The sequence below is a fragment of the Nocardia asiatica NBRC 100129 genome (assembly GCF_000308415.1).
In the GTDB taxonomy this organism is placed as follows: domain Bacteria; phylum Actinomycetota; class Actinomycetes; order Mycobacteriales; family Mycobacteriaceae; genus Nocardia; species Nocardia asiatica.
In genome coordinates this window covers 1-22596 of record NZ_BAFS01000443.1, presented here as the reverse complement: position 1 = coordinate 22596, position 22596 = coordinate 1, and the positions used below count along the sequence as shown (strand labels likewise).

General features: G+C 65.3%; 21 protein-coding genes and 1 pseudogene. 9 read left to right on the top strand and 13 right to left on the bottom strand.

Translation table 11 applies throughout. The annotated features are described in order from the left end of the window. The 3 genes and pseudogenes from ON27_RS33395 to ON27_RS33385 form a co-directional block, all read left to right on the top strand. Positions 1-287, top strand: a pseudogene (locus ON27_RS33395) (hypothetical protein); the annotation flags it as partial. 130 nt (positions 288-417) lie between these two features. Continuing rightward, entirely contained in the window at positions 418-837 is a 420-nt protein-coding gene (locus tag ON27_RS33390) for a DUF2511 domain-containing protein (RefSeq protein ID WP_245560481.1), read from the top strand. A 210-nt stretch (positions 838-1047) separates the two neighbouring features. After that, a complete protein-coding gene (locus ON27_RS33385) occupies positions 1048-1584 on the top strand; it encodes a hypothetical protein (protein ID WP_043736679.1) in 537 nt (178 codons plus the stop codon). Between the two features lie 47 nt (positions 1585-1631). On the opposite strand, the gene ON27_RS46185 is transcribed toward ON27_RS33385, so the two are convergent. Both ON27_RS46185 and ON27_RS41930 read right to left on the bottom strand, forming a co-directional pair. Then, on the bottom strand, positions 1632-2204 hold the full coding sequence (locus tag ON27_RS46185; protein WP_506330637.1) for an HNH endonuclease: 573 nt from the start codon (positions 2202-2204) through the stop codon (positions 1632-1634). A gap of 164 nt (positions 2205-2368) precedes the next feature. Continuing rightward, positions 2369-3631: an AAA family ATPase gene (locus ON27_RS41930; RefSeq protein WP_169334556.1), complete on the bottom strand. Its 1263-nt coding sequence runs from the start codon at positions 3629-3631 to the stop codon at positions 2369-2371. A 492-nt stretch (positions 3632-4123) separates the two neighbouring features. Between ON27_RS41930 and ON27_RS33380 the strand changes: the two genes are divergently transcribed. From ON27_RS33380 to ON27_RS33365, 4 genes are all read left to right on the top strand, one after another. After that, positions 4124-4459 carry a helix-turn-helix domain-containing protein gene (locus ON27_RS33380; RefSeq protein WP_197986988.1) on the top strand — a complete coding sequence of 112 codons (336 nt, stop codon included), beginning with the start codon at positions 4124-4126 and terminating at the stop codon, positions 4457-4459. 401 nt (positions 4460-4860) lie between these two features. Then, positions 4861-6336, top strand: coding sequence for a hypothetical protein (locus tag ON27_RS33375; RefSeq protein ID WP_043736662.1), 1476 nt, complete (start codon positions 4861-4863; stop codon positions 6334-6336). A 126-nt stretch (positions 6337-6462) separates the two neighbouring features. Continuing rightward, a complete protein-coding gene (sbcD, locus tag ON27_RS40330) occupies positions 6463-7965 on the top strand; it encodes an exonuclease subunit SbcD (RefSeq protein WP_113975353.1) in 1503 nt (500 codons plus the stop codon). A 55-nt stretch (positions 7966-8020) separates the two neighbouring features. After that, positions 8021-8632: a P-loop nucleotide/nucleoside kinase family protein gene (locus ON27_RS33365; RefSeq protein WP_051047265.1), complete on the top strand. Its 612-nt coding sequence runs from the start codon at positions 8021-8023 to the stop codon at positions 8630-8632. A gap of 12 nt (positions 8633-8644) precedes the next feature. Here ON27_RS33365 and ON27_RS33360 read toward each other — a convergent pair whose 3' ends face one another. Both ON27_RS33360 and ON27_RS33355 read right to left on the bottom strand, forming a co-directional pair. Then, complete coding sequence (locus ON27_RS33360) at positions 8645-9589, bottom strand: dihydrodipicolinate synthase family protein (RefSeq protein WP_082393294.1); 945 nt, start codon at positions 9587-9589, stop codon at positions 8645-8647. 53 nt (positions 9590-9642) lie between these two features. Continuing rightward, the gene (locus ON27_RS33355; RefSeq protein WP_043736656.1) at positions 9643-10416 is read right to left on the bottom strand and encodes a class I SAM-dependent methyltransferase; all 774 of its coding nucleotides are present in this window, start codon (positions 10414-10416) and stop codon (positions 9643-9645) included. Between the two features lie 112 nt (positions 10417-10528). Here ON27_RS33355 and ON27_RS33350 point away from each other — a divergent pair, with 112 nt between their 5' ends. Continuing rightward, entirely contained in the window at positions 10529-11032 is a 504-nt protein-coding gene (locus ON27_RS33350; RefSeq protein ID WP_043736653.1) for an HIT family protein, read from the top strand. 237 nt (positions 11033-11269) lie between these two features. Beyond that, positions 11270-11629 carry a hypothetical protein gene (locus tag ON27_RS33345; protein ID WP_043736650.1) on the top strand — a complete coding sequence of 120 codons (360 nt, stop codon included), beginning with the start codon at positions 11270-11272 and terminating at the stop codon, positions 11627-11629. A gap of 156 nt (positions 11630-11785) precedes the next feature. On the opposite strand, the gene ON27_RS33340 is transcribed toward ON27_RS33345, so the two are convergent. The 9 genes from ON27_RS33340 to ON27_RS33300 form a co-directional block, all read right to left on the bottom strand. After that, a complete protein-coding gene (locus tag ON27_RS33340) occupies positions 11786-12487 on the bottom strand; it encodes an HAD family hydrolase (protein ID WP_043736648.1) in 702 nt (233 codons plus the stop codon). Then, on the bottom strand, positions 12484-13854 hold the full coding sequence (locus ON27_RS40325; protein WP_051047264.1) for a GDSL-type esterase/lipase family protein: 1371 nt from the start codon (positions 13852-13854) through the stop codon (positions 12484-12486). The genes ON27_RS33340 and ON27_RS40325 overlap by 4 nt, the downstream gene beginning before the upstream one ends. Then, the gene (locus ON27_RS33330; protein ID WP_051047263.1) at positions 13851-15575 is read right to left on the bottom strand and encodes a carbamoyltransferase family protein; all 1725 of its coding nucleotides are present in this window, start codon (positions 15573-15575) and stop codon (positions 13851-13853) included. The genes ON27_RS40325 and ON27_RS33330 overlap by 4 nt, the downstream gene beginning before the upstream one ends. 4 nt (positions 15576-15579) lie before the next feature. Next, positions 15580-16731, bottom strand: a complete 1152-nt coding sequence (locus tag ON27_RS33325) for a glycosyltransferase family 9 protein (protein ID WP_043736645.1) — start codon at positions 16729-16731, stop codon at positions 15580-15582. Continuing rightward, complete coding sequence (locus ON27_RS33320; protein WP_051047262.1) at positions 16728-18002, bottom strand: PLP-dependent aminotransferase family protein; 1275 nt, start codon at positions 18000-18002, stop codon at positions 16728-16730. Before ON27_RS33320 ends, ON27_RS33325 begins: the two co-directional genes overlap by 4 nt. Next, positions 17999-19123, bottom strand: a complete 1125-nt coding sequence (locus ON27_RS33315) for a cytochrome P450 (protein WP_138456836.1) — start codon at positions 19121-19123, stop codon at positions 17999-18001. The genes ON27_RS33320 and ON27_RS33315 overlap by 4 nt, the downstream gene beginning before the upstream one ends. A gap of 152 nt (positions 19124-19275) precedes the next feature. Further along, positions 19276-20385 (bottom strand): hypothetical protein, encoded by a 1110-nt coding sequence (locus ON27_RS40320; RefSeq protein WP_138456835.1) that lies wholly within the window; start codon positions 20383-20385, stop codon positions 19276-19278. A 14-nt stretch (positions 20386-20399) separates the two neighbouring features. After that, positions 20400-21377 carry an NAD-dependent epimerase/dehydratase family protein gene (locus ON27_RS33305; protein ID WP_043736640.1) on the bottom strand — a complete coding sequence of 326 codons (978 nt, stop codon included), beginning with the start codon at positions 21375-21377 and terminating at the stop codon, positions 20400-20402. Beyond that, positions 21374-22596: PfkB family carbohydrate kinase (locus ON27_RS33300; RefSeq protein WP_043736637.1), on the bottom strand; the 1223-nt coding region annotated here is incomplete at its 5' end. The genes ON27_RS33300 and ON27_RS33305, both read right to left, overlap by 4 nt.

Below are 22596 nucleotides of genomic sequence, written 5' to 3'. Positions count from 1 at the left end.
TCTCCTCACCCACCGGAACGCCCGGCGCCGCCCGTTTCGGCATCAACTTCGCCAGTTCCACCCCTGTGGGTATGCCGTGTACCTTCACGGCCTTCGTGCACTGGCGCAATCTCGACACCGGCGCCACGGGCACTGTGGTCATGCCGGTCACCGACGACACGGCCCCGAACAAGACACCCGAGACCGTCTTCGCCGCAGTACCCACCGGCCCCGGTCGCGTGCAGGTCGACGTCACCACCGACTATCCCCACGTATCGGCCCCGACTGCTGAGATCCGGATCAGCTGAGCCCCCGGTATACCCCGCAAGCTCGGGTGCGTGGACCTGAGACCGAACCCGTAGCGCGACAGTGGCTTCGGTCGATAGGCTGCTCCCGGAGCGCAGGGGGTCTGCGTGACCGCAAAGGGGGGTAACGCGGATGACCATGCCAGAAGGACGCATCGATGCCCGGCCGGGGGTAGTCGGCCGGACACTCTTCACATGTCTGCTTGCCGGTCTCCTGGCCACGTGCGCGTGCGGCGGCTCCGGTCCGCGGAACCCGGCTCACCCTTCTCCGTCGCCCCTTCCCCCACCCACCTCGAACAGCCAAGCGATCCGCAGCGAGAACCTCGGCTACCTGTGGCCGCTCACCGTCGACCACGGCACCCTGGAATGCCGCCCAGGCGACCAAGCCGTGTTCGTCGCCCCGGGCGGCGCCGCCTACGCCTTGAACGACAACGCCTCCGACGCCGGAGTGGCAGACATCGAACCTCTCCGCGCCACCGGCGCGGACAACGACAAGATCAGCCTGGGAGCCCTCCGGACCAGGGCGCTCACCCTCTGCCACGTGCACGGCTGAGCGCTTTCCGATTCCGGCACTCGCCCGGCGGCGGATACGGTGAATTGGGCGGGCGATGGCAATGCGCGGGCGGTGCCCGGCTCCTAGACTGGGGAACTGCGGCACGGTCGACCGCCGAAAAGCTACGGCAACCGCGCGATCGGCATAACTCGAAGTCCCGATCCGGCATGGGCCGGTACATCCGGCCCGTTTCCCATGGAGGAGGGCCGCATGCCCGACTCGTTCCACATGCGCGTCTGTCTGCTCGGCGAAGGTTGCGCCTGCCCCACCGTCACCCTGTTCCTGGCCCCGGAGCCACTGATCCCCGGTGGCAACATGCTGCACCTGCTCGAACAGGCCCCGCTCGCCGACGACACCGGCGCCCCCATCCCCGACGCCGAGCTGATCGACTTGGTGCAGAGCGAGCCGGCTCGCCCCGATCGAGGCGTCCACACCGCACTTCAGGTGTTCCGCACCGACCGCCCCGACCCGCACCAGATCCACGCCATCCTGCACGACCACCACATCACCGCCGCCACACCGATGGGCCTCGACGTCAACGACCCCGCCGAACTGACCCGCCTGGCCCTGCTCCCCGAACACCCCATCGGCTACCGCCGCATCGACGACTTCCAGCAGGAGGCAACCTCCCGAGCCATGCTCGCCGTCTACCGCCTCTTCGAAGTAGACCAACGAGTCCGCCTCACCTACCACGGCTTCGCCGACCCCACCACAGGCTGGTTCGCCTTGCGCACCGCGATCGCTTGAGTGGGGGTTGGCACCCGTTCGAATTCTGATAGAAATCCTAACCGCGCTCATGCGCGGTTAGCAGAGCCTCGTACAAAGCGTCGCCATAATGACACGTCGTGCATTTTTAGCATTTGCATCTCGCGTTCAAAGGAGCCTTCCCAAAAAGCATACCAGCGAGAAACTCCGACATCGTCCTCAGATATTTCTAGGAATATCTTCTTTCGACTTTCATTCGTACGATCTTCGCATGCCTGAGTAATAGCTTCTTTCAATCGCCGAGCAACACGCTCTCGTCCCGCCGCCACAGCTTCATGATTTATAGTCGGAAGTACTAACAGAGTCGCCTCGCCGAAGACGTCGTAGCCATCCCCTACGTAGCGCGGCGACACGAACCCCGTCATCGTGTCGAGTGTAAGGTGCCTCCACGGATCGACGCACGAAGGATCAATCAACAGCGCGGATCCGTCTTCCCGCTTTGGGAATCGCACTCCCTTCTGCCGATTGCATTTCGTACAAACCCACAGCAAGTTCTTCCAAGCGAACGCACGACTGAAGTCATGGGCAATCGGAACGAAGTGATCAATATCCGATGCGTGAGAATCGCTGCAATAAGCACAACGCTGCCGGGGCCCCGCCATCGTTTCGAGTGCCTCGATGACTGGCGTAGCACCAGCAGACCGTCGAAACCTATTCCACGATTCTCTCACTGCTTCACTAGATCCGGATAAACGCCGATTTCTGTCCAGCAACCGCCTGCTGCTCAAGTCGAGAGAAGGTCGATAAAGTCTTCGCATTGATTGGACTACTCCGCGATACCGGTAAACAACTCCAGTTGTTCAAATTCTTCGACTTCAGACGGGCTCAATCCAGCAACCCGTGACTTCGCGACTAGTCGGGCCCGCCGCTCTCGGGCCGAAACTGCCCGTGGAGATCTAGTGTTGTGCAAGCCGAAAGCGGGTGTCAGGAGTATTTCATCAGGCTTTCCGGAAACGATCTTCTTATATTCTTCGGCTATCAGCATGAACGGCGCACCTTCGCCAGCTGAAGGCATGTGATAGATACGGCCAGCATCAGCTGCTTGACATACAAGTGGGCTATGCGTCGTAACTATGAATTGGATCTTCGGCAAGTGTAGCTTGAGCCAGAACCCGATTTCACGCTGCCATGCAGGGTGAAGATGAGCATCGATTTCATCGATCATAACAACGCCGGGGCGATTGATGAACGAACGTCCCTCTTCATCCTTGGCAAGGAGATCATCGACGCCATACACAGCAACCATGTGCCGGAATACATCAATCAGCATAGCCAGAGCCGACCGATAACCCTCACTCATATCTGAAAGCGGCATCCTTCGACCAGCGGTGTCCCGCAGCCAGATTCCGTCGGAGTTGACTTCGTCGATAGAAACACCCTGACGCAGGAAATTATCACCTACAAGCGAAAGTAGAGAGTTGAGCGTAGTCTCATCCTCTCTATTTTTCTCCAGCCGCCTATAATTTAGTTGCTTGACCCACTCTTCACCTTCGGCCAGAGTGGCATCTTCCTTGAAAAGAGTTGCGAACCGCGGAACTCGTCCGGGCAACATCATAAGGCGCTGAGCATCTGGTGAACTACCGTAAAGACGCCGGAAAGGACCGTACCCGACTGCGAACCAGCCAGGAGTCAGCGATTGCCAGGGGCCATTTAGCGCACTTCGCTTCTTGTTGCGGAATATATCGGCAGATGATATTTCCATAATCGGGCCGTCTTTCTTAATTTCAACTTCGGCCCAGAAAGTTGTCGATACGGGAAATCCTCCCCGTCGCGTCTTGTCATAGTCATGATCCGGAAGAATTTCCACAGAGATAGTTCCCGAGCTAGCGCCTTCCGTGATCCAACCGTTCAGGTCGGGAACCAGCGCATTGACTTGATCCGGCCCCAGGAGTGCTAGTGCGATTGCCTTGAGAAACGCCGTCTTGCCCGCACCGTTATCACCAGTGATAACAGCCCAGCCGTTCAGTTGCGCGGAGTCACCAACGAAATTCAAGTCGGCATTGTCAAAACCTTTGATGTTGGAGAGCACCACTCGCCGGATATGCATAGCTTGTCACGTACCTTCCTAAGCGCCCTCGGAGCACCACCGTAGCCGGCCTGAGGCCATCAGGCGGCACCGGCAATAGCGCACACTATATATGGGTGAATGCAAATTCCCCCATCAATCGCATCAGTCAACACAGCGAGCTTCACCTCGACAGATGCATCTTCCCCCTCGTGCTGAGCAAATCGCCGCCGTACAGGCAGGCAGCAGCAGACCGGGAAGGCGCTTATCGCTGCGCTGGCGGCTCCCCAACGCGCCCACCTGAACTAGTCCCCACAAAAGACAGCGGAGCCGGTAGACCACCATGGGCAATACCGACTCCGTACCTACCAGCTTCCGCCGACAGTTTCTGTGGACCTTGGGGGACCTTACTACAACCCTAAAAGCGCAGGTAGAAGCCCTGAAACGCAGGCGGAAGCCCTGGAAAACCTGATCCAGAAGCTACCCGACCCCACAACATCGGCCCCACCGCCTGTGGTGAGAATCAGACCCCGGCGGGCACGGCAACTCGACGCCGATGAAGTCGCGGAGCTGATCACCGGCTACCAGGCCGGAGCAACCGTGTATGAACTGGCTGCCCGATTCGGTATCGAACGGCGCACAGTCAGCAATATCCTCCACCGACACGAGGTACCGATGCGCCGCCGCGGGCTGTCCCCCGACCAGGTCGACACCGCCATCCATCTCTACAAGCTCGGCTGGTCACTCGCCCGGGTCGGCAACCATCTCGACGTCAACCACACCACCGTCCTGACGGCACTTCGTCGGCGCGGAATACCCACGCGGGATCCTCATGGGAGAGCGCGAGTGTAATCGGTGGCTACGCTATCGCCTCGTAAGGAGAGGTGTTCCGAGACTGCGGCCCGGATGACCGGTCGGTGGCGGATCGTGGCGATGAGCCCCTGGGGTAGAGATGCCATCGGCCGATGGAGCCGGGCTTTATCGAATGAGACGCGGACGGCCCGGCCAGCTCCGATTCATCGCCGTCCGCGGCTGGTTCGACGGCCGCCGGGCCCCGCCGGAGCACGGCGACCGCCGACGAGAAACCAGAACAGGCGGCTGGCCGAACCACCACCAGGCCGACCCGCTACACCGGGCGCTGTCATCGAAACAGATGTAGCGCCGGACTGCCGTGGCGGGAGAGACTTTCGGCGTGACCGGCACTGAGGGGCTGGTACTGCCCCACGACGCGCCGGAGCATCGCTTCATGAGGTATGTCCGTGCACCACATGGCGAGCATCGGCCGTTGTATCCACTCGTCCCGGCGACGCGGCCCGCTGCGAGTCGGCCTGGATCTGTCGACCCTGGGGGCCGAGCCGCCCGATATCGCCGACTTCGTATCGGTGCTGCGACGGCGCCCGGAAATCGAGCCCGCGTTCCTCGTATTCGGCGAGCAACACGACGATCTGACCGAACCGTGGAGGCAGCGCCTCGATTGCGCGATCGTGCATGTCGTGGACTATCACAGCTTCGGCGAACTGGAAAAGATCGCCGACGCGTCGCAGGTCTGGGTGACCACCTACACCGCAGGCGAGCAGACCTTCGGCGGCTGGTGCCCGTTCTTCGGCGTCTACGCCAACCTCGACGCCCTACAGTCGGCAGAATCCGACCTCACCGAGGAAGACCGCTACCGCGCCGCAGCGCTGGCGGCCGTGGCCCTCAAACTCGGGCTAGACGTTGTGGTGACCGAGGCGCCGACCGCGGGCCGACCCGAAGTCGCCGACAACGATATCGCCGCCATGATCACCCCTCCCGACCTGCTACCGATATTCGGTCACTATCTGCGCATGACGGGAAACCTGAGCCTGCGGTACAACCGAACGGGCGTCATCGTCTACGACGATCTGCGCGCCGGATCGGTCAGCGGGGTCTACCACATCGGGATCGAGAGCCACATCCCGCATCTTCGCCACCTGATGGTGGCCGCCCTGATGGGCAGGCACACCGATGTCGTCTCCGACCTCGGCTCGATCTCGGCACGGGCCCAGCGCGCGCTGCGCGCGCTCGACGAGTTGCTGGCCGCACTGTCGACCCACAACGGGCCGCACACACCTACCGCCGATACCACCGAGCGGGTCAGCGAGGCATTCGACCGCGAACTGCTCTACCTGACCGCAGTATTCGACACATTCGGCCGACTGTTCAGACGGCTGCACGACGGCCGGGGACCGAAGAGGAACGAACCCAAGAGCCTGCACTCTCTGCCCCTAATCACCAGCCACATCGTCGAGAAATACGCCGCCGGTGAGATCGTGGACCGGATCGTCGAATACAGAACCTACGCCTACATCACCTCGACACTGCGCAACTACATCCATGAGGCCGTACTGCCGACTGGGCCGGTACCGAGCCGTGGATACGGCAGCGCTACCACCATCGCCGTAAACCTCGACCTGCTCGACGACGTGAAACTCACCCAGCAACAGGTCGCCAAACTCGGCGTCTGGAAGGCCAGCACCACGGTCCTGTCGGCCGAACCGACGACCGTCGGCGACTTGGCCACCTTCGCGGTCACCTTGATGACCACGGCGCTCGCCTACGTCGACACAGTGATCGAATTGATCCTGTTCCACCACCCCACCGACCCCACCGCAGACGCCCACCCACTCCTCGGATGCGCGCCAAAAGACCTCCATATACCCGAGCCACGCCCGGACGAATTGCTCATCCGCAGCTACTTCGGCTGGTAATCGGAGCAGCGAAACGGCCGGCGCCTGCCGCACGAAGGCCCACCGCTGGAACTCCTTGCGGGTACCCCTGGGCACTGTGACCCCGGTCCGCGAGAGTTGTCAGTGGCGCGGAATATCCTGTCGCGCATGCGGATCCTGCACACGTCCGACTGGCATATCGGGTTCCGGATGCGTGGCATGCCCTTGCTGGCCGCTCAGCGGGTCATACTCGTCGGGGAGATCCCAGCACTCGTAGAGGAGTGGGAAGTCGATCTCGTGGTCGTCGCTGGCGATATATACGACAGAACCGATCCATCTGAGGCCGAGGTTGCTGTGTGTCAGGACGCGTTCGCCGCGATCCGAGCTGCTGGCGCGCAGCTGCTGATAATAGCAGGTAACCATGACTCACCGATCCGTCTGGGAGCCGGAGCAGTGTTCTCTGCCGCAGGCGGGTTGCACTTGGTGACCAGCGTGGCCGGCATCGGCAGGCCGGTGTTGTTCGACGACGAGCACGGGTCTGTCGCGGTGTACGGGGTTCCATGTCTGCAGTTCACTGGATCCGCGCTCGGTTGTGGTGCGGGCCGGTCGCACGCCGATCGCTGGCTTACCGCGATGACGCGAGTGCGTGCGGACCTGGCGGGCCGTCCGGAAGCGCGTTCGGTGGTGGTCGGTCATGTTCCAGTGGCCGACCCCACCGAACGCGGTCCGGAACGGTTGCGGGTCGGTAGCCGTCACACGGTCCCGGTCGAGGTGTTCGCCGGAATCGACTATGTCGCGCTCGGTGACCTACACTGGCCGCACGCGGTCTCCCGCGCGGTCCGCTACTCGGGCTCGCCTCTGCCCTATGTCTACGACTTCGGCCCGCGGCCCATCGATTTCGACCCGCCGAAATCGGTCTGCATGATCGACCTCGGCGCAGACGGGCTGACCTCGACCACCGAAGTCCCTCTACTCATGCCGTCTGGACTGGTCCGGGTCGAAGGCACCCTCACCGAGCTCACGGCCGCCACGCGGTCGCTGGACTACGTGCACGCAACGCTGACAGACGCCTTTCGGCCATCCGGGGCATGGAAGCAGCTACGCAGGCGGTTCCCGTTCCTGGTTCGCGCGGAATGGGTCGATCCCGTCACCGCGAGCGTGACTCCACTTCATCCTGATGAAGCCGAACCACACGCGTCCCTCGCCACAAGCATGCCTGTGACCGGCGAGCTTTGGCGCGGGTTCTACGGCGAAATGGACCAGCCGTGCCTACGCTGCGGCGCGCACCCTGGACGCCCCTGCTTCCAGATTCGCAGCGCCATCGGCGCCTCGACCATCAACACCTTCCATCGCGAACGCGGACTCGACGCCGCCGAACTGGCTCGGCTCGGCTATCAACCCTACGAGGTCGACGACCACGGCACCCACCGCCAGCTGTGGCGCACCGAAAGCCAGTGGCCAGTACACCGGGACGGCTGCCACACCCTACCGCCGACGCCGGCCGAACGGCCCGGCCTTGCCGAAGGTCGCCCGAACCGTCTTGGGATCTGCGCCGCACCGGGGTGCGCGGCGCCACTGAAACAGCGCCGCGGTGGCAGACCAGCACTGTACTGCTCCGGCAAATGCCGTGTTCGCGCCCACCGCGCACGCACACCGGTTCCCGCAACGTGACCAGCACGCGGCTTGAATTCGCCAGCGCAAGCAAGTGTGATGGAGTCCATCGGTGATGAAAGAACAGCAGTCGACGTCCCTGGCCGCCCTGGTCTGCGAGCAGCTCGACCAGGCGGCGGCACCGATCCGGAGCACTGGTGCGATGGTGATTTGCGGATTCCCCGCATCAGGCAAGTCCTCGGCCGCGCGGTGGCTCGCCGCGGGGATGGGCGCGGTCGTGTTGGACAAGGACACACTCGCACCGGCGTTGGAGGAGTCGGTAATGACGCGGCTGACCGGCGATCCGTTCGATCGCGATTCCGACACCTACCGCGAGGTCGTTGCGCCGGGCATCTACGACAGCCTCATCCGTACCGGCCTGACCGTGGCCACCCACCACCCGGTGGTGCTGGACGCACCGTTCCTGTCGACCATGCGTGCGGCAGGCGCCGCAGGACTTCCGTTGGGAGTTTTCATGCGACAGCACACCGAAGCTGAGGCGGACCTGCCGGTCGTGACCGTGTGGATAGACTCGCCCACCGAACAGGTTCGACAGCGGATGATCGCACGGGGTTCTGCCCGCGACGCACCCAAGTTGGCGGACTGGACTGGGTATCGGTCCGGTGTTCTCGATTCCGGAGTTCGGGAACTGGCCCGCACAGTGTGCGATCTCGTGATCGAAAACTGAACCGGATTCTGATCAGTACGCCGGGTTGTCACGGTGGAGTAGCGGAAGTATCGATCTCATGACCGTGTGGATCTCTCGCGCATGTTCGGGTGATGCTGAGGTCAGCGGTGGCCGGACTAGGGTCGGGAACCCGGGCAGCCGGGTCGACACCGCGGCTTTGGCGAAGGCGACATCGCTGATGGGTAGTCGTTTACGGGCGTCGGTGTAGCGGTCGAATTCGTGTTGCCGGGCCTGGGCACGCTCGATGTCACCGGCCGCCACCGCCGCTGCGACCGCTACCGGCAGCTCCGCGACCGGCCCTCCGGCGCCGGTGACCACCCCGGCCGCCCCGATCTCCGCGATCCGGGCCCCGATCCGGTCGTCACCGAGATACACCCGGAAGTCGGGGCCGATCTGCTGATACTCGTAGGTCAATGAGCGGTCCTTCCCGGAGTCTTTGATCCCGGTCAGCTGCGGAAACTCTCCGGCCAGCTGCGCGGCGAGCCGCGGTGGGATTGGTGCCTGGGTGTGGCGTGGGAAGTTGTACAGCAGTGTCGGGCGCAGGCAGTGCGGCAACACTGCGCGGAAGTAGGCCCCGATCCCGGTTTCGGCAGCCTCGGCGAAGAAGAACGGGTTCATCACCGCCAGCGCATCGGCGAAGTCGCTGGCGTGGCGCGCCAATTCCACGGCATCACCGACCGCGCATGCACCCACGTGCACGACCAGGACACCGCTCCACCTGCTTCGGCAGTGCTCGGCGACCTGGATCCGCTCGCGCACCGTCAGACTGGCGAATTCCCCGGTGGTTCCGTTGACCAGGACCGTCTCGACACCCGCAGCCCCAATCAGATCCAGATAGTCGCTCAACGCCGAAAGATCCAGGTGACCGCCACGTTGGTACGGCGTTACCGTAGCGACAATCGGACAGGAGAAGGATTCGGTCACGGCCCCCAGCCTCCCACGCTCTCCGCAGCGCATCGTGCGGACGAGAGGCTCGGCGAACGCCTCGGGACGTACGCCGTGCGGAGCATCTACTGTGCGCGGGCTGCGATGAGGTGGAAGAACCGTGCGGTATGGGTGTACGGAGCGCGGTGGGACAAGGTGAGTTCCAGCCGCTCGAGCTTGCTGTAGAAATCCGGGTCGGACTTGCGGGAGTCGTCGACGATGAGGTCGCAGACACAGCGGATGCCGTACCTCCCGATAACGCTCAGCTCCGCCGTGCGCAGGTCCGCCGCGACCCGGTCGGCATAGCAGGCGTGAGTTCTGGTGTCGTACGCGCCGCTGTACCGGGTGGGGCTATCCAGCAGCCACAGTGCTTCGTCCAGATCCAGGCCACGCACCGCACTCAGCAGTGGGTCGGTGTCAGCGTTGGGTGCTATCAGCGACAGCACCCCAGCCGGCCGAAGCTGGTCCGCCAGCATGGTTGCGGTGCGTTCCCTCTCCGGAAGGTACTGAAGCACGTTATGCAGTAGCACGACATCGAAGCCGTCGGTGCCCAGCGTGGCGCCGAGGGAGTCGATATCGGCCGGGTATGTGGTGATGTGGTCGCGGACGCCACGCTCGGAGGCGATCGTGTTCGCTTCGGCGAGGGACTGGGGTGAGGGGTCGGCGATGGTGACGTGGTGTCCGCGTCGAGCGAGTTCAACCGCTTCCACACCATTGCCACCACCGACATCGAGGATCTCCAGTCCTCGCTCGGCGGGCAGGTGCCGGACAAGGTTCGCCATCGCCACCGTGTACCGCAGCCTGCCCCATGGGCTGGCCTGCCATTGCTGGAACTCGCCCAACTTGTCGTCGAACATCATTGATTCAGCTCCTTCTGCTCACCGCGACCACCCCGATCAGGCGGCACCGCGCCGCGTAATTATCGTGCCGTTCCGGCGCCTTCGTGAGCAGGATCGGCGCAGAATCGTTGTCATGGAACGCATCTCGTTCGACATCGACGACTATGAACGGCGGGTTCGCTCGAAACCGTGCTTCATCTGCGCCATCGTCGCGGGACAGCACGACTCGAAGCTTGAGCAGATCGTTGCTGAGGACGATGAGAACATCGCGTTCCTGTCCCGGTATCCGACCCTGCCCGGCTACGTGCTCGTTTCGCCGAAACATCACCATGAGCATGTGGTTGACGACCTGGACGAAGACGAATATCTGCGACTGATGAGAATGGTTCGCCGCGTTGGGAGAGCACTGCAAACGGTGGTCCCCACCGAACGGCTATATATCGCCAGTCTCGGCAGCCAACAGGGCAACGCTCACCTCCACTGGCACGTTGCCGCCCTACCACCTGGAGTGCCCTACCGCGAACAGCAATTCCATGCCCTGATGGCGGAAAACGGAATACTGTCCTGGTCTCTGGAGCAGGCAGTCGAACTCGCCGGCCTCATCCGCGCCGCCTTGGCTGCCGACGGCACGAACTGAACCACCATGCGTCGAAGAATTCATATCCGCAGGTAGCTGAGTAACCGCCAAGTGTAGGACCAATCCCTAAATTGTTTTCCGATGGACTCGCGAAAAATATTGCTGTGGAAATCTTTTCGCTGAATTACCTATTGATGGTCTCCGGGCGCACATATAGCGTCGTATCCGCCAGAATTGAGACGCCCCGGCTGGTGGGCCAACACCAGACCGGGGCAGGTACGGAGAAAGGGCTCCGCAATGCAAAGTGTAATCATCTCGGTCGGGTCCGAGGTCGAAGTCGAGGCACCATACGACCGCCGTTTCCACGACGCGGCGGACGAACTCGGTGGCACACCCACCTCGGATGGTGAAGCGTGGCGCTTCTCCCGCAACGACGAAGAACGTGTCCGCCAACTATGCAGCACAATCTTCGGAGAAGACCAGGGCACGACCCCGGCGACGGACCAGCCGCTCGACCGCTCCGAAGTCGGCACCAGCGAGGCTTCGGAACTGCCTGTTGTGAGCACCCATCAACGGCGGGCGGACCTGCTCGACCGTCTCGACATGCTGCTCGACGAGGTCGCTGAGGTACATACCGCCCTGCAAGCGCTGAAGTAGGGGCTGGCCTGCCACACAGAAATCAGAGGGCTTCGACCGGTGGCCGATCAATCCACCGGCCATCGGTCGTCGGCTCTCTTCTGATGCTTCGTGTTCTTGCTGCTGCTCGGTTGAACGCTCCGGTTTGCATTTGGCAGCAGGTCTACGGTGGCTCGTTCAGGCGGACAGCTCTTCCAGCCGATATCGGGTCCATTCGATGGCGGCACCGCCGCATCGTTCGAATGCCGCGCAGTTGTCGGCGCGGTCGTCGATCAGAAGCGCCTCGCCGAAGGAGAGCCCTGCGGTGGTCAGCCAGGAGCCGAAGAAGGCTTCAGGGTCTTCGGATTTCAGTACGCCGGTGTCGCTCGAGCTGATGATGTCGTCGAATACGGCGGCAGCCTCTTTCAGCGTCTCCGTGCCTGATGGTTGTTCGTTATGACTGGACGTGACGGCGTGAAAGGTGCTGGTGAACGCGTCGATATTGTCGGTCGCCAGGACAACGGTCGAGTGGTACCGGGCGTCACGCAGTGCTCGGAGAAGCGACTGGTTTACGGGCATGTGGGCGATGTCGTGTGCGAGTTGCGTCAGGAGCTGGTCAACATCGAGGCCCGAGTGCGTGGCAGCGAGGTTGGTGAGGATGTCGCGGGAGCTGCGCTTTCCGCACATCCATTCGCGGCCCTCCCGATTGCCTGTCGTGAACAGCCGGTCCAGTTCTCGATTCAGAACAGCGTAAAGGGAGTGATCCGGATCGTCGGTAATGCTGTGCCAGAACGGTTTCCGGCACAGCACTCCGTGCCAATCGCAGAAGACGACGCGAGGAGGGTCCGCACTTCGCATAACGTCTGCGATGGTCTTGATCGCCGGGTGGGCGAGGGTCACTGGGCGTATTCCCGAGCCGCGGTCGCGCGGTCGAGCCTGTCGAGGGTGAGCAGGCCATCGAGGACTCGGTGGGCGGTGATGGCTTGGTCGGTGATGTGTCGAACGGTTTCGTCGCCTTGTTCGGAGAGGTGCACTCCGTCGGCCCACACGCTGGGTGCTTCGGCGGCTGGGGCCGTGGGGGTGGCGGGTGACCATCCGAAGCAGGTGGCGACATAGGTGATGTCGTCCCAGATGTCGACGAAGACCGCGTCGTGGTCGGCGGCGGCGCGGCGGGCGCGCTGGTTGTATTCGGTCAGATCGCCGTTGGCGGCGGCGACGTCGATGGTGGGGTCCCAGCCGATCGGGGGTTCACCGATCACGACGATCCGGCGGGCGCAGGCGCTGAGGAGCCCGAGGGCGGTGCGGATGTTGGTGTCGTATTCGCCGATGCCGACTGCTTCGCTCATCCGGCCTTGGTGGTGTCGCCAGACGTCGTTGAGGCCGACTCCGAGGACGGCGAGGTCCCATCGGCCGCCGGCGTCGACTGCGGCTCGGAGGTTGGTCAGGACGTCGCGGCTGGTTGCTCCTCCTTCGCCGTGGTTGTCGGTGGTGAAGGTGATCCATGGGTAGCGGGTGGACCATCCGGTGGTCAGGACATGGACGTAGCCGCGTTTGCGCCATTCGGTGACCGTGATCTGTTCGCCGATCTCGGGGAGATCGGCTTGGACTGCGAGGCGGGGGTTGTGGGCTTCGTAGTGTTCCATCAGGGATGTTCCGAACCAGCCGATCCGCAGTTGGGGTCGGGGGTGTTCGGGGTCGAGGGGTCCGGGGTGGCGGGCGGTGACGCGGGCGGGCGCGCCGACGGCGGTGGTGTTCGGCGGCACGGATGCGGTGACGACGGCGTTGGCGCCGATGCGGGCGTTTTGGCCGATGGTGACGCCGGCGGTGATCGAGACTTTGTTCGCGACGATCGCGCCGGGCTCGATGGTGACTGGAGCGGTGTCGAATCCGCTGGCCCACGGGGTGATGGGCTCACCCGGGGTGAGGGTGTCGGGGGTGCGGGCGCGGTGGTTGTGGTCGTGGATGTCGACCATGTTGGAGATTCCTGCGCCGCGTCCGATGTGGATGCGGGTCATGGCGGACAGGACGACGTTCTCGCCGAGGGCGGTGTCGTCGCCGATGGTGATGTGTCCGCCGGTGTTGGCTTGCAGGGTCGTGCCGCGGCGAATGCTGACACGGTCACCGATGGTGATGGTGGCGTCGGTGTCGACGACGAAGTCGACGTCGTCGGCGATGTCGCAGTCGGCGCCGATGTGTACCGCGTCGCCGTAGCGGGCGCGGACTCGGTCTGTGAGGGCAATCGAGTCGGTGTCGGTCACGCTGGTCATGATCCTTTTCTCGGTGGTCGGTGCTGTTGATGGGTGGGTGCCGATGGTGGTGTGGTGACGAGGTAGTCGCCGATCACGAGGGCGTCCAGGCCGAGTCGGGCGCCGCTGGCGAGTGCGTCGGCTGGGGTGTCGACGATCGGTTCGCCGGGGCCGTTGTAGCTGGTGTTCAATACGACGCCGATCCCGGTCTCGGCTTCGAGGGCGTGCAGGAGTCGGGCGTATTCCGGTTGGTGTGCGGGGTCGACGTGTTGTGGGCGCAGTGTGCCGTCGGCGTGGACGACGCCGGGGATCTGTTGGCGTGCTCGGGGTGTGGCCTCGTGGGCGACGATCATGAATTCTGCCGGGCCGTCGGGTGTGGTGGTCCAGCCGGTCGGGTCGAGCATGCTCGGTGCGAGGGGCCGCCAGAGTTCGCGGTGTTTGATGTCGCGGTTGATGCGGTCGCGCAGTCTGGTGGTGCGGGGGTCGGCGAGGATGCTGCGGGCACCGAGTGCCCGTGGACCGGCTTCGGCGCGGCCCTGGTGCCAGCCGATGACCTTGCCCTCGGCTATCAGGCGGGCGGCGGTCGCGGCGATATCGGGTGGGGTGGTGAAGTTCGCGCCGGCATCGTGCAGGGCGGTCTCGATGGCGTGGTTGTCGTAGGCCGGACCCAAGAAGGCGTGTGCTTGGCGAGGACCGGGCACTGTGTGGTCACCGCGGCGGTGCGCGACTTCCAGGGCTGCGCCGAGAGCGCATCCGGCATCACCGGCGGCCGGTTGCACGAACAAGGTGTCGGTGTCGGGGGTGCGGGCGAGGATGCCGTTGGTGGTGCAGTTGAGCCCAACACCGCCGGCCAGACACAGCGCGGTCGCGCCGGTTTCCTCCAGAGCGGTGGAGACGACGCTGATCAGGCAGCGTTGCAGCAGGAATTGGGCCGATGCTGCGAGGTCGGCGGCGAGGCTTTGGTGGGCGTCGTCCGATCTTGGTGCTTGGCGCGGGATTCCGGCGTCGGTGAATGCCTTGCGGTAGGCGTGGCGCAGGGCTCGGTAGTAGGTGAGGTCGGTGTAGCCGGCGGTGTGGTCGGCCTCGGGTGCGAGGCCGTAGGGGGTGAGGTCGAGGTGGTAGCCGTCGCGGGTGGGGTGCAGGAAGTTCAGGTCGATGGTCGGTTTTCCGTAGGCGGCCAGGCCCATCAGTTTGCCTGCGTGGGTCCAGTCGCCGAGCCCGGCGTGTTCGGTGGCGAATTGGTAGAACCAGCCCAGTGATTGTGTGAACGGGAAGGTTCGCAGGCATCGCAGACCGGCTCGGGTTCCGTGATGGATGCTGGTGGAGACACCGTCGCCGGAGCCGTCGACCACGATGACCGCGGCGTCGGCGACACCTGCGGGGTAGAAGGCGCTGGCGGCATGGGCGAGGTGGTGGCCGACGATGGTCAGTCGACGTGGTCTTTCCGGGCCGGTGCCGAGCGGTCCGAGGAGTTCAGCGATTAGGTCTGGGTCGGTGATCTCATCGGCGGGGTTCGGCCAGTACGGGTTCCAGGCCACCGCGATCTCGTCGATATCACCGCACCGGATTCCGGCCTGGGCCAGGCACCATGCGGCCGAGGAGGCGGCCGAGCGGGAATCGCGGTGATGCTTGATTCGGGAGAACCGTTCCTCTTCGGCGAACGCGACGGGTTGGCCGTCGGCGACGAGGCAGGCGGAGGCGTCGTGATGGTAGGGGCCGCCGAGCCCGAGCACGTATCCCACGCGGTCAGCCCTCCCGCACGGCGGCTGTGGACAGTGAGTTGCGGACCGCGCCATGGACGTCGGCGACCGTGATGGTGTCCATGCAGCCGCCGATCCCGCCGCAGGTGACCCGGTGTGCGCACGGGGAGCACGGCAGAGTCGACCGCAGCGCGGTGACATTGTCGGCGTGTTTGGGGATGACTTCGGCGCCGTTGCTCGGGCCCAGGAGCAGCACCACCGGCAGGTCGTAGGCGAGGGCGAGGTGGAATCCGAGGCTGTCGCCGGTCACCATCGCGTCGCAGAAGTCCGGGACCGCGGCGAATTCCTGCAGGGTCATGGCGTCGTGACGCACTCGGCCCACTCCGGTGTCCAGTTCTCGTAACAGCTGGTGGCAGGTGCGGGCGTCGGCGGGGCCGCCGGTGATGACCAGCCGGTGCCCGTCGCCGAGCAGTCGCCGCCCGAGGTCGGCCCAGTGACCGGTGGGCCACAGCTTGGTCGTCTTGGAGCCGCCGACGTTAAGGCAGACCCAGCCGCCGCTGGTACCTAGCCGCGCGGCGACGCGGGCTTTGGCCGCGTCCGGCACCGACAGCTGGTAGGGCTCGCCGGTGTAGATGTAGCCGGCGACCTCGAAGTACAGCTCGGTCCACGTCTTACTGTTTCCGCTGGTGCGGAAGTCGTTCCAGGTGTTCATGGCGAAGAAGTGCCGGGCCGCTGTGCCGATCGGATAGAGGCTGTTGTTCTCGCCGCCGTAGGCGAGGCCGGCGTGGTGCTCGGCGCTGATCCGGGGCACGAGCCCGGCCACGGCGGGGTGGCGTTCGAAGCTGTAGACGGCGTCGTAGTGTTCGGCGAGCACTGTGTGGGCGGTCTCGGTCTCCCAGGTCAGGACGCGGTCGACGTGCGGGATCATCTCCACGATGGGGGCGGATTCGGCGCCGACGAGCCAGGTGATGTGTGCGCCGGGGTGTTCGGCTTTGATGCGGGCCGGTAGTGGGGAGGCGATGAGCATGTCGCCCATCCGTTTGAGCATCACGATCAGGATGCGGTGGGTCACCGGGTCATACAGTGTGCACCCTGGGCAAGGACGCCAGTGCTTGCACGGCAGGCCGCCGATGAAATGACGACAGTCGGGTCGCCAGAAGAAGTCGCTGGTGGTCAGTGGCAGATCAGTGGCGTTCATGAAGTCCTCTCTTCCTGCCGCCACGCTCGGCGCAGCACCTCCTGCGCCGTATGGTCGGCCGCAGCGGCGTCGCCGATGCCGTAGCGGATGCGCAGGTCTGCGACGTTGCGGGCGACCTGTTCAGGGTGATCGCGGTGGATGAGTACGCGCGCCATGAGCGCGGCGAGTTCGTCGAAACCCGCGGCGTCGAGACCGGCGAAGGTCAGTTCCTGTGCTCCCAGCCGCAGGCCGGGCTCGGGCAGGTAGGGCAACGGGATGGCGTTGACGACGATCCTGGCCTCATACAGCAGCCGTGAGGCAGTATCAGCCGGGCACGTGGGAGCGATGTCGATCCACACCTGGTGTGATCGGGTGTATCCGTGGTCGGCCGCGCACACGGTGAACCCCTCTGCAGCGAGGGCGTAAGCCAGGCGGCGGGCGTGGGTGACGGTCGCGGTCGCGTAGTGGGTGGCATGGGCGGTCATCCATGCCGTCGAGATCGCCAGCGCGGCGACGTCGGCGGGGTGATGGTGCGATATCCATCCGGCGGCGTGGGTGTCGATCTGGTGGGCGAGGTTCGGATCGTTGGTGGCCACGATGCCCTTGCCGACCGGACCGGGCCAGGTCTTGTGGACGCTGCCACCGAGGCTGTCGGCGCCTTCGGTTAGGGGGTTCTGGAACGCGCCGCCCGCGATCAGGCCGAGGGTGTGCGAGCCGTCGTAATGGATCACCGCGTCCTCGCCGACCGCGGCCCGGATGCCGGCGATGTCATGGGGGAACAACGCCATGAACGAGTCGAGGTACACCAGCACGGGCCCGCTGGTCCGGCGGGCCTGGGAGGCCAGCAGCTCGAGGTCGACGCCCATAGTGGCTGGGTCGACGGGCAGGGGCTGCCAGTTCAACCCGAACCTGTGTGCGACGAACTGTGTCGAGCCGTGACCGCCATCGGCTTCGGCGAGGCTGAGCACGGTGTGTGCCGGCCCGGCCAGCGCCGAGAGCGCCACCGTCATCGCCGACAATCCCGAGACGGGTTTGGTGTTCACATGCTGGGCGCCGAGGAGTTCTCCGATGGCGTGGGCCGCTACCGATTCCAGCTCGGCGAGTTCGTCGCGTCCAGGCCACGCCCAGTGCGTGTCCTCGGCGCTGCCGAAGCAGTAGCGGACGGCGGCAGCGCTCACATACGGCAGCCGGGCGTCGGCGGGCATCTGGTTCTCGCTGGCGATCAGATGAAGCCGGGCTGCTGTCGCGGTTTCGAACCGGGCGAGCCGGTCGACGATGTCGTCGATGTTCACCGGCCAGCCACCTCCCTTGTGCGTATGCGGGCTTCGACCGGCCCCGCTGGCGCCCGGACCGGCTGGAATCGGCCGACCTCTGGTCGTCGGGCCGGCAGGTCGATCCAGTGTTCGGCCAGCACAGCCGCCGCCAGCAACAGTGTCGTGGCCTCGGCGAACCCGCGACCTGCACAGGCGTGCGGGCCGCGTCCGAACGCGAGCAGCCCCGCGGCGCGGCGCCTGCCCTCGGCACTGCGAAAGCGTTGCGGGCAAAACGCTTCCGGGTCCGGATATTCCTGCGGTAGAAGGTGGGTGACGGGAGCGCTGTAGGCGACGTGCCAGCCTGCTGGGACCAGATAGCCGCCGAGCGTCACCGGCGTAGTGGCCCGCCGGGTCGCGATCGTGTTGGGTGTATGGACTCGGGTGCACTCGGTCAGCACGTGCCGCAACTGCGGGATAGCGCCGTGCTGGAGCACCTGCAACGGGTTCTCGACCAGACTGCGGGCTTCAGCGGTGAGCGCGGTGGCGAGCTGGTCGTCGAGCGCGCACTCGACCAGCAACCAGGTAACCAGGCTGGCGGTGGTTTCTCGCGCGGCGATCAGCAGGGCCAGCAGATGATCAGCCAAGCTTCCGCCCGGGGCGTGACCGGCGGCGACCAGCTTCGAGGTCACCGACTCGGCCCTGCCCTCTATGCGCACTGCGGGCGATTCGAGCAGGGCGCGCAGTTCCTCGGCGGCGGCGAGTGCGGCGGCGTATGCCGGGTCGCTGCCGGTCGTGCGGGTCGGTGGGAGTTCGGTTCCGGCGACGAATCGGTCGAACAGGTCCGGCACCCGCTGTGCGATGGGGTCGTCGACGGCCAGGCCGATGATCGCGGCCAGGCACACTGCCATCGTGTAGTCGCGCGCCGCCTGATAGAGCTCGATGGTCGGCAGGGTGGCCCATTGGGCGACATGGCGGTGCGCAATAGCGCCGATTGTCGGCAGGTAGGCGGTGACCGCACCGTGGCGCAACCCGGTCGACAGGAAACTGCGCGCCCGCAGGTGTTCGGCACCGTGGAGGGTGAACACCGCTCTGCGGAACAGCGCCTGCACCGCCGCAGTGTTGTACACCCTCAGCGTGCCTGCGCGTTCCTGGTCGAACATCTCCCGCACCGAGTCCGGCCCGATGCAGAACACCGTCGGCGGCCCCGTCGTTGAGCCGACACCAAAGACGGGGCCATGCCGAGCGTGCGCAGCAGCCAGAATCTGCGGCAGGTGCGACCCTGGTGGTGGTTCGGCGATGGTAGGTGGCGGTTTCACGGGGTGGCCTCGCCGACGTCGAGGGATGCCGCGGTGCGGGCAAGGATCGCGTCATGGTCGAGGTCGACCGCTCGTATGTCAGGCCGGCAGTCGCAGGTGACGGGCAAATCGGCGAGGTCACCGGTGACGCTGTAGGACACCAGCCCGTCGACGATGCCGTTCGCGCAGCGCTCGCAGGAGTCCGGGTACACCGAGTCGAAGTCTGTGCCGCGCATGTTGATACAGGCCACCCGCACCGCCGCTTTGGCGTGCGCGCCGCGCACGGCGTCGACGACGGTCCACAGGTTCGGCGCCTGGTAGTGCCCGCGTTGGTAGAGCCACCACGCCACGGTGTTCGGTGCCAGCCTCGTCGGGCACACGGTGACTCCGCCGATGCCGAGCGAGGCCACGTACTCGGTGGAGGAGATCACGTCGGTGATGGCCTCGCCGTCGGTGAGGAACGGGGGCTTGATCATCAGGTACACCTTGGGAATTACGTGGTGTGCCTGCATCAACGCCACCGCGTCTTCGAACGACTCACGGGTGATTCGGGTGTTGACCAGGGTTTCGCGGACCAGCCGGTCGGCCGATTGCAACCCGATTCCCACCTCGAGCTCGACATCGCCGAGGGCCTCGACGAAAGGTGCCAGGGTCTCGGGCGTGAGGAATTGGGGCAGGCTTTCGACGACCAGGCGGCGCACACCAGTGACCGCGACGCGGCGGGCGATATCGAGCTGGACCTCGGCCGGTACCTCGCGGCGGGCGAAGAACGACCCGTCGTTGTAGAGGGCGAGCATGTCGTAGTCCGGCTCGTCATCGGTGCGTGCCAGCAGCGTGGCGACCTGCTCGCGCAAGCCCCGGGGGTTCGCGCCGTGCAGGCCGAAGTTGTTGTAGTTGGTGAACGGACACATGGTGCAGGTCGGCACCGAACAGCCGCCCGACATCAGGATCGCCTTCTTGCGGCCGTAGGTGGTGCCGTCGGCATCGCGGACGGTGTCGTAGCTGATGTACCGCGGCTCTTGGAGGTGCTCGACCGCGGTCACCTCGCGCAGCGACCGCGACAAGGCCGTGAGCCGGTGGCGTAGCGCCTTCTCGCCAGCGAGCACGCCGGTTGTGCTGGTAGACATTGCGTTTCCTCCGATCACAGGGACTTCACAAGCTCGCCGACGCCGAAGGTTTCGGCGCGGGCGTGGTCGAACAGGTCGCGGGCGTACCGGTGGATCACCTCGGTGTCCACCGGCTCCAGGCCAGGCAACGCGGCGCGCAGTCGCCGCATATCGGCGCACGTCCAGTACTGGTAGCGGTCACGGATCGGGTTCGGCACCCCCACCAGCGGCACCGGTGCGCCCGCCCACTCCGTACACCAGCCCAGCAAGGTCTCGAACCGGATCGCGGTCCCGGAACCGAGGTTGTAGACGCCTGCGACCTGCGGGGTATCGAGCAGCCGCACCAGCGTCGACACCAGCACCTGCACCGGCAGGTAGTCCCGCGCGGCGGTCAAGGTGTCGTCGAACAACCGGACCGGCCGCCGCGCCGCCACGGCCGTGACGATCTGCCACAGAATCGAGGCCATCGAGCTTTTGGATTCCTCGCCGGGACCGAAGACGTTCGTGTAGCGCAACCCCACGCAATCCAGGCCGAACACCGCCGCGCGGCGCAGCATCGACTGATCCAGGACGAGTTTGGATTTCGCGTAACAATTCAGGGGGCCCGAGCAGCGCCCACGATCCTCGGTGTCGGATTCGCGGGACGACGCCCCGTGCGGCACCACGCCGTACACGCTGCCCGAGGAGGCATACACCAGTCGTGTCCCGGAGTCGGTGCATGCGCGAGCCAGCCGCAGCGGCACCGTGGCGTTGGCCCACCGCAACCGCTCGTCATCTGCGGCGAGGGTGTCGCTGACCGCTGCCTGGTGCACGACCACCGCGAACTCCCCTCCAGCGATCCGAGCCAGCACAGCTGGGTCGGCAGCGTCCACGGTGATCGATTCCCACGGCCACGCCGTAGCCGCGGGATTCTGGTCGACTCCGGTCACCGTCCACCCGGCCGCATGCAGACCGGTGGCAACATGCCCGCCGATGAACCCGGCCGTCCCGGTGACCAGCACGGAGCGGGTCATGGCTGCATCACCCGCCCGGCGACAGCGCGTTCGATCAGCTCGCTCGTCGACACCCCTTCCAGGTACGGGCCGACGACAACTTGGCCGCCATGACGTTGCACCACGGCCGTTTCGGGTAGTTCGGTCGCTCCGTAGTCGCCGCCTTTGACCCACACATGCGGACGCAACCTTTCCAACAGCGCAGCCGGGGTGTCCTCGTCGAACACCAGCACCGCGTCGACGAAGGAGAATGCTGTCAGCATCGCCGCCCGCTGCGCTTGCGGTACCAGCGGCCGGTTCGGTCCCTTCAAATTGGCCACCGACGCGTCGCTGTTGAGCAGCACGATCAAGCAGTCGCCCATGGCGCGAGCGGCCTCCAGCAGCTGTCGGTGCCCGTCGTGCAGCACATCGAAACAGCCGCCGGTGGCCACCACCCGGCCACCGGCTGCGTGCACCCGATCGGCCACAGCGAACCCGTCACCCGCGCCATCCGGTCGCGGGTGGTTGCCCGCCGTAGCGCGTTGCCCGGCGACGTAGTCGGCCGCCGCTGTGACGGCGCGTTGCACAGCTGTCGACATTGTGCGATTACCGATCAGTTCACCGAGCAGCCTCACGGCGAACCGATCACCCGCCCCGCAGGTATCGCCTTGCTCCCGGCGTGGGGCCGGGAATACGTGCGCGGGATCGGTGTCGGCGCCGACCAGGACAGCGCCATCGGCGCCTCGGGTGACCACCGCGTACTGGCATCGCCATCGTGATCGAAGGCTGCGCGCCCGGCGGACATCGCTGTCGAGGTCGCCGGCCGCTCCGTCCTCGGCGGTGAGCAGATCGGCTTCCTCCGCATTCGGGACGATGACGCTCACCCCGTCGGTCGGTGCCGGGCCGTGACGATGGGGATCCCACACCACCGGCACACGCCGCGCCACGGTGGCCAGCAGTACTCGCAGTCGTGGTTGGGCGGCTACCCCGCGCCCGTAGTCGGCGACGAGTACGCCTTGTGCCTCGACAAGGGCGTGCGCGACCTCTGGGGGCGGATCGCCCACCGGCACCGCCGGATCGGAGTCGTCGACCATGACCAGGGTCTGTCCGCGTGCCCGCATCCGGATCTTCACCGGGGTCGGCGCCTCGATGCCCAGATCGATCACCGACACCCCCGCCTCGGTGAGGTCGCTGAGAATCCGCAGGCCGGGCTCGTCGGCGCCGATCGCGGTCACCAGCGTGACCTCGCAGCCATCGTGGG

Coding starts and splice junctions, on each gene's coding strand:
- ON27_RS33385 (WP_043736679.1), top strand. CDS start 1,048: ATGCCCGACTCGTTCCACATGCGCGTCTGTCTGCTCGGCGAAGGTTGC.
- ON27_RS40325 (WP_051047264.1), bottom strand. CDS start 13,854: ATGACCAGCGTGACCGACACCGACTCGATTGCCCTCACAGACCGAGTC.
- ON27_RS40320 (WP_138456835.1), bottom strand. CDS start 20,385: ATGTCTACCAGCACAACCGGCGTGCTCGCTGGCGAGAAGGCGCTACGC.
- sbcD (WP_113975353.1), top strand. CDS start 6,463: ATGCGGATCCTGCACACGTCCGACTGGCATATCGGGTTCCGGATGCGT.
- ON27_RS33350 (WP_043736653.1), top strand. CDS start 10,529: ATGGAACGCATCTCGTTCGACATCGACGACTATGAACGGCGGGTTCGC.
- ON27_RS33315 (WP_138456836.1), bottom strand. CDS start 19,123: ATGTTCGACCAGGAACGCGCAGGCACGCTGAGGGTGTACAACACTGCG.
- ON27_RS33355 (WP_043736656.1), bottom strand. CDS start 10,416: ATGATGTTCGACGACAAGTTGGGCGAGTTCCAGCAATGGCAGGCCAGC.
- ON27_RS46185 (WP_506330637.1), bottom strand. CDS start 2,204: ATGGCGGGGCCCCGGCAGCGTTGTGCTTATTGCAGCGATTCTCACGCA.
- ON27_RS33345 (WP_043736650.1), top strand. CDS start 11,270: ATGCAAAGTGTAATCATCTCGGTCGGGTCCGAGGTCGAAGTCGAGGCA.
- ON27_RS33365 (WP_051047265.1), top strand. CDS start 8,021: ATGAAAGAACAGCAGTCGACGTCCCTGGCCGCCCTGGTCTGCGAGCAG.
- ON27_RS33305 (WP_043736640.1), bottom strand. CDS start 21,377: ATGACCCGCTCCGTGCTGGTCACCGGGACGGCCGGGTTCATCGGCGGG.
- ON27_RS33325 (WP_043736645.1), bottom strand. CDS start 16,731: ATGAACGCCACTGATCTGCCACTGACCACCAGCGACTTCTTCTGGCGA.
- ON27_RS33390 (WP_245560481.1), top strand. CDS start 418: ATGACCATGCCAGAAGGACGCATCGATGCCCGGCCGGGGGTAGTCGGC.
- ON27_RS33375 (WP_043736662.1), top strand. CDS start 4,861: ATGTCCGTGCACCACATGGCGAGCATCGGCCGTTGTATCCACTCGTCC.
- ON27_RS33360 (WP_082393294.1), bottom strand. CDS start 9,589: ATGCGCTGCGGAGAGCGTGGGAGGCTGGGGGCCGTGACCGAATCCTTC.